The sequence below is a fragment of the Empedobacter sedimenti genome (assembly GCF_030005555.1).
GTDB classification, from domain to species: Bacteria; Bacteroidota; Bacteroidia; order Flavobacteriales; family Weeksellaceae; genus Empedobacter; species Empedobacter sedimenti.
The window spans coordinates 1-4985 of the sequence record NZ_JASCQG010000031.1 but is presented as its reverse complement, the minus strand read 5'-3'; the positions used below and the strand labels follow the sequence as shown (position 1 = coordinate 4985).

Here is a 4985-nt window from a genome sequence, read left to right as displayed (position 1 = left end):
GGGGTTAAACATGCTGATAAATAAAAAACCTCTGCTAACTCAAAGTTTGGTGAAATTATAACACCTTTTATGTAAAATATAAACCTCCATTTGGAGGTTTTTTCATGTCATTATCCTAAGTTTTTTGCAACAAAAAACACACCTTGCTATTTTCTGATTTTAGTATAAAAATTAATAAAACGATGCATTTTATACTACTTGCTTATTTTGAAAAACATACTTTTAGAGAGTAAGTTAACAACATTATATATCAACAAGTTACACTTATAATACATACTTTTTAATTTATAAAGTATGTATTATTATTTATAACAATTTGTAAATCATAGGAATATAAAAACCAATCTCGGTCTCCGTGATTACTGCTTGCTATTCCTACTTTCATTCGGAATACTCAATTTTGATCGATTTTTCTCTGTATATAATTTTCTCCAAAATTAGTAAATATCAAAATGTATGTAGATAATTACACACATAAAAAATTGATTAGCAATCATATATAAGAAAAAAAACTAAAATGTATGTACAAAAAACATACATTTAATTTTTTTAAAAATACTAAATCAATGATAACCAATATTATAACTCCATCGTGTGGAGTTCCCTCTCGCTACTCACAATTACTATCAAATTTCACGTAAAAAAGAGTTCCGATTTTTACTTTCCTTTTTTCTGAAAAGGCAATATTGTGATTTGAGTGTCTACACAAATCCATATCTTGCATCTAATTGAAATTTTAAGAGATTTTTTAAGAAAATTTAGCTTAAAAAAACCATTTTAGAAAAGAAAAAACGAAAAAAAAGAAAGCCATTTCAACAAGTGCAGCATCACTAAATTTTATATAAAAAGTGAAACGGCTTTATGCTAAAATTTAATGGTGCGAAACTTACCTTTGTTTTCTTTTGATTTGTTTTACTTTGGTCATTCTTCATTGTTATTTTATCTAATAATTAAAAAGCCACTTGTTTTTAACTCAAATTAAGGAGTGAATAAGCTTGTAGATAGTTAATATTTAGCTTTAAATAGCTTTAAATACTTTTTGCTATAATTTCCTAATGATTAAAAAAAAATGTCTTAAAACGCAAAAAAAACGACCTCAAAAGAAGCCGTTTTAAAATCGTTTCGCTTTCAAATTTATGGTTAAACATAAAATTTGAGCAACAGAAATACATTAATGAATTAAAAATCAGTTAATTAAATTAGATAAATTTATCAAAAATAAAAAATCCGCCCCCCCCCTGGTGCGCATAAAAAAGTCACGTCAATTTGTTTTTGTTTTTCCACTCTAACGAAAACAATGTATTTCACGCAAGCTCCCAAAAGTGATTTTTCGAAGAAAATCACACCCTTAAAAACTAAAAAATTACCATGTTTTTGTATTAATTAAACATAGCTTATCTAACATAACTTATCGACTTTCGACAAAAAACGGATATATATGTGTATATCATATATATTACAAGGATTGAAAAAAGTCTTACTACCACTTTTATAATACTTTATTACCACTTTTATAATACTTTGATTTAACCCAACTGCAACTTTTATAATACTTTCTACCTCTTACTATTTTACAAGTGGTAGAAAGTATTATCTTTGTGGTAGTAAAGTTTCACTAATATGAAAATCAATAATAAAGAAGTATTACAATCTTATATTTTAACAACTGCGAAATATGATTATTCAGTTTATGAAAAGCGTATTCTATATCGAATCATTGAACAATTGCAATCTTTAATAGAGGGGAAGGAGTTAAATATGAGATACTCTTTAAGGGAGTACCAACACGGAAATAAAAAACTTTTCGAATTCATATTTCCCTTTTCAGCATTCAAAAAAAATGAAGAAGATAAAAATCATGCTCAAATAAAAAAAGCTTTACTTTCTTTAGAAAAAAAAGGATTTGAATATGAGGATGATAGAGTATGGAAAACTATTAATATTTTATACTTCCCTGAGTTAGAAAAGTACAAAGAAGATGTTCAATTTACTTTAAGAGAAGAAATTGTAGAAGCTTTTTTAGATTTTTCGAAAGGTTTTAAAAAATACGAGTTAAAAACTGCAATGGAATTTGAGAGTGTTTATTCTATGCGATTTTATGAATTACTTTCCAACCAAAAAAAACCTATAAATTACTCTATAGATGATTTAAAAGAAATATTTGGTCTAATCGGTAAATATAAAAACAGACCTTCTGGATTTATAGAAAAAGTTGTAGAGCCTGCAAAAATTGAACTTGATAAATGCAGTCCTTATACATTTTATTATGAGAGAATTAAAACAGGTCGAAAGATTACAGGTATTCGTTTTATTCCGATCCATCAACCGCAATTTGAAGATGAATCATTGAAAAAACAAAAAGCAATGAAACAAATGTCAAATCGTTGGTTTATTCCTAAAAACATAGAAGATTATTTAAAGTACAATTACGAGTTTACCGATAAAGAATTAAACAACAATCTTAGCTTATTTGAAAGTCTATATAATCATCTTTCTGAAGAGGAACTATTGGATTTCTTAGTCGAACTAAAAGCTCAATCTGTAGTCTATGAAATTAAAAATCTAAAAGCATACCTTATTGGTTCTTTAAAAAATAAATCTGAACAGATTTTTGAAGAAAAGTACTTAAATAAATGACCTACTTAACACATGGTCATTTACTAGACATGTCCTACATTTGACCAACTAGACAAAAATCACCTTCATGAATTACATTGATATAAAAAAAGCTTGCGAAAAAACTAATAAAAGTGAAAAAACAATACGAAGATTATTTGCAAAAGAAGAGTCTAAGCCATATATCCAAAAAAAAGGGAATAAAAATTTAATTGAAGTAAATTATCTTTTCTCTGTCTATGAGGCTGTACAAAAAGAAAATAAACGACCTACCCAAAACATAGACATGACCAACAAAAGACCAACTAATAATGAGTTAAATGATTTAAAAACTAAACTTGCTCTATATGAACAAGAAATAAGATTAAATAAATCTTTACATGAACAAGAATTAAAGAATAAAGAGTTGCTTTTACAAGAAAAAGAGGGTAGAATAATCGACTTACAAAAGACAATTCTCCTTTTAGAAGCCCCAAAAAAAGAACCGGAATTAAACCAAGCAGATCAAATACCAGAAAAGAAAAAAAGATGGTGGCAATTTTAAATTATTAATGATTACATTTGTATTACAAATTAATTCATTATGAATACTAAAGAAAAAAGATTAACTTCTTTAAGGATAAATAATAATCTTTATGAATTTCTAAAAAAAGAAGCTATTAAGTCAAATAGAAGTTTTAATAATTATATTGAAACAATACTTCTAGATGCAACAGGATACTCTATTCCTAATTCAGAAACTATTTCTGCAATGGAGGAATTAAAAAACAATTCAGAAAATCTTGATTCGGTAAGTGACCCATCTAAACTAAAAGGTTATCTAAAAAATCTACTTGATGACTAACTACAAATTAATATTCTCCACTCAATTTAAAAAGGATTTTAAAAAATTTAAAAAAGCACCTAAGAAAATTCAAGATATTGAAAAGTGCTTAGAATTATTAATTAAAGGGGGTGCTGATAATCTGCCTTTAAAAATGAAAGCTCATAAACTTATTGGTGATTATAAAGATTATTGGGAGTGTCACATTAATTCTGATTTACTTCTTATTTGGTTTCAATTTGATGAAAATAAAAAAGAAATTCATTTAACTAGAATAGGTTCTCATTCTGACCTTTTTAAATAAAGCCTTAGTATTTCAAATACTAAGGCTTTATTTTGTCCGATTTGGATATGTCGTTTCAACGGCAGAATGCGCCATTCAGAGCATTTTCAAACCTAAAATAATTTATCCAAAACGGCACTACTTTAAAATCAATAATTTAACCCATTTCAAAAAGGTGTATAATTTCGATTATGTTAAGTAATGAAATAGATTAATAAAGTATCAATTGTAGAGTTTCGTGATCCATGATTGAGAATTTAAAAATTTTAAATAAAAACCTCGCTATTCATACAAATGTTATTTAGATAATATAGACTATCAAAGAATTTATTACTTTTAACAAAGTAATTACACGAAATACGGATATAGGGAATATTTCACGAAACTTTTCTATTATTTACTTCGTAAATTACTATGTTGTGCGTCATAGAAAAACTCACTCAAAATTAGAAAAATATAAAAATGACAAATGAAATAATAACTCACGAGAACAAAGAATTTAAAAATGTTGATTATTCTGGAAAAACATTAAGAAATAGAGAATTTTTTAAATGTAAGTTTATATCGTGCATTTTCGTAAAAAGTGACTTGAGAGGAAATAGTTTTGAAGAATGCACTTTTCAGGACTGTAACTTTTCAATGACAGAAATAGAAGGAACGGGTTTTAGAAACGCAAGCTTTATAGGAAGCAAAATTCTTGGAATTGATTTTACAAGATGCAACAATTTTGCATTTTCTTTCAGATTTGAGAATTGTATTATGGATTATTCTACATTTTTTGGGACAAAGTTAAAGAATACGCACTTTGTAAAATGTTCTCTTAAAGAAGCAGATTTTACTGAATCGGATTTATCTTCAGCAGTTTTTAATGACACAGACCTTACAGGAACGAGGTTTTTAAATACTATACTTGAAAAGGCGGACTTTAGAAATGCAAAAAACTTCGCTATTGACCCTGAATTTAACAAACTTAAAAAAGCAAAATTTTCTGCATTTCAACTAGAAGGATTGCTATATAAATATCAATTGATTATTTCTTGAACAAAAAAAAATAATTACGAACGCACAACACCGTATATAAGCTATAGCTCGTTCTGTGCCTATTTGGAAAATCCTGCGGTTTGCCAAAGTTAGTTTATATTTGGAGAGGTTAGTGCCGAGACACGCCACAGCTCATATACATAACGTTAGCAGAGATTTTAAGACACATACCAAGTAAATGAAGTATATAAGTTTAATTTAAATCAAAAAAAACAATGAACA

5 protein-coding genes are annotated in these 4985 nt (G+C 27.0%); all 5 read left to right on the top strand.

Annotated elements, in window-relative coordinates; translation table 11 throughout:
• Positions 1 to 1620 precede the first annotated feature (1620 nt).
• The 5 genes from QHG34_RS15670 (at position 1621) to QHG34_RS15650 (ending at position 4763) form a co-directional block, all read left to right on the top strand.
• Positions 1621 to 2637 carry a replication initiation protein gene (locus tag QHG34_RS15670; protein ID WP_188320255.1) on the top strand — a complete coding sequence of 339 codons (1017 nt, stop codon included), beginning with the start codon at positions 1621 to 1623 and terminating at the stop codon, positions 2635 to 2637.
• A gap of 67 nt (positions 2638 to 2704) precedes the next feature.
• Positions 2705 to 3160: a hypothetical protein gene (locus QHG34_RS15665; protein WP_188320256.1), complete on the top strand. Its 456-nt coding sequence runs from the start codon at positions 2705 to 2707 to the stop codon at positions 3158 to 3160.
• A 39-nt stretch (positions 3161 to 3199) separates the two neighbouring features.
• Complete coding sequence (locus QHG34_RS15660; RefSeq protein WP_225532514.1) at positions 3200 to 3460, top strand: hypothetical protein; 261 nt, start codon at positions 3200 to 3202, stop codon at positions 3458 to 3460.
• Positions 3453 to 3743: a type II toxin-antitoxin system YafQ family toxin gene (locus tag QHG34_RS15655; protein WP_188320253.1), complete on the top strand. Its 291-nt coding sequence runs from the start codon at positions 3453 to 3455 to the stop codon at positions 3741 to 3743. The genes QHG34_RS15660 and QHG34_RS15655 overlap by 8 nt, the downstream gene beginning before the upstream one ends.
• A 441-nt stretch (positions 3744 to 4184) precedes the next feature.
• Complete coding sequence (locus QHG34_RS15650) at positions 4185 to 4763, top strand: pentapeptide repeat-containing protein (protein ID WP_182650838.1); 579 nt, start codon at positions 4185 to 4187, stop codon at positions 4761 to 4763.
• Positions 4764 to 4985 lie beyond the last annotated feature (222 nt).

Coding starts and splice junctions, on each gene's coding strand:
- QHG34_RS15670 (WP_188320255.1), top strand. CDS start 1,621: ATGAAAATCAATAATAAAGAAGTATTACAATCTTATATTTTAACAACT.
- QHG34_RS15665 (WP_188320256.1), top strand. CDS start 2,705: ATGAATTACATTGATATAAAAAAAGCTTGCGAAAAAACTAATAAAAGT.
- QHG34_RS15660 (WP_225532514.1), top strand. CDS start 3,200: ATGAATACTAAAGAAAAAAGATTAACTTCTTTAAGGATAAATAATAAT.
- QHG34_RS15655 (WP_188320253.1), top strand. CDS start 3,453: ATGACTAACTACAAATTAATATTCTCCACTCAATTTAAAAAGGATTTT.
- QHG34_RS15650 (WP_182650838.1), top strand. CDS start 4,185: ATGACAAATGAAATAATAACTCACGAGAACAAAGAATTTAAAAATGTT.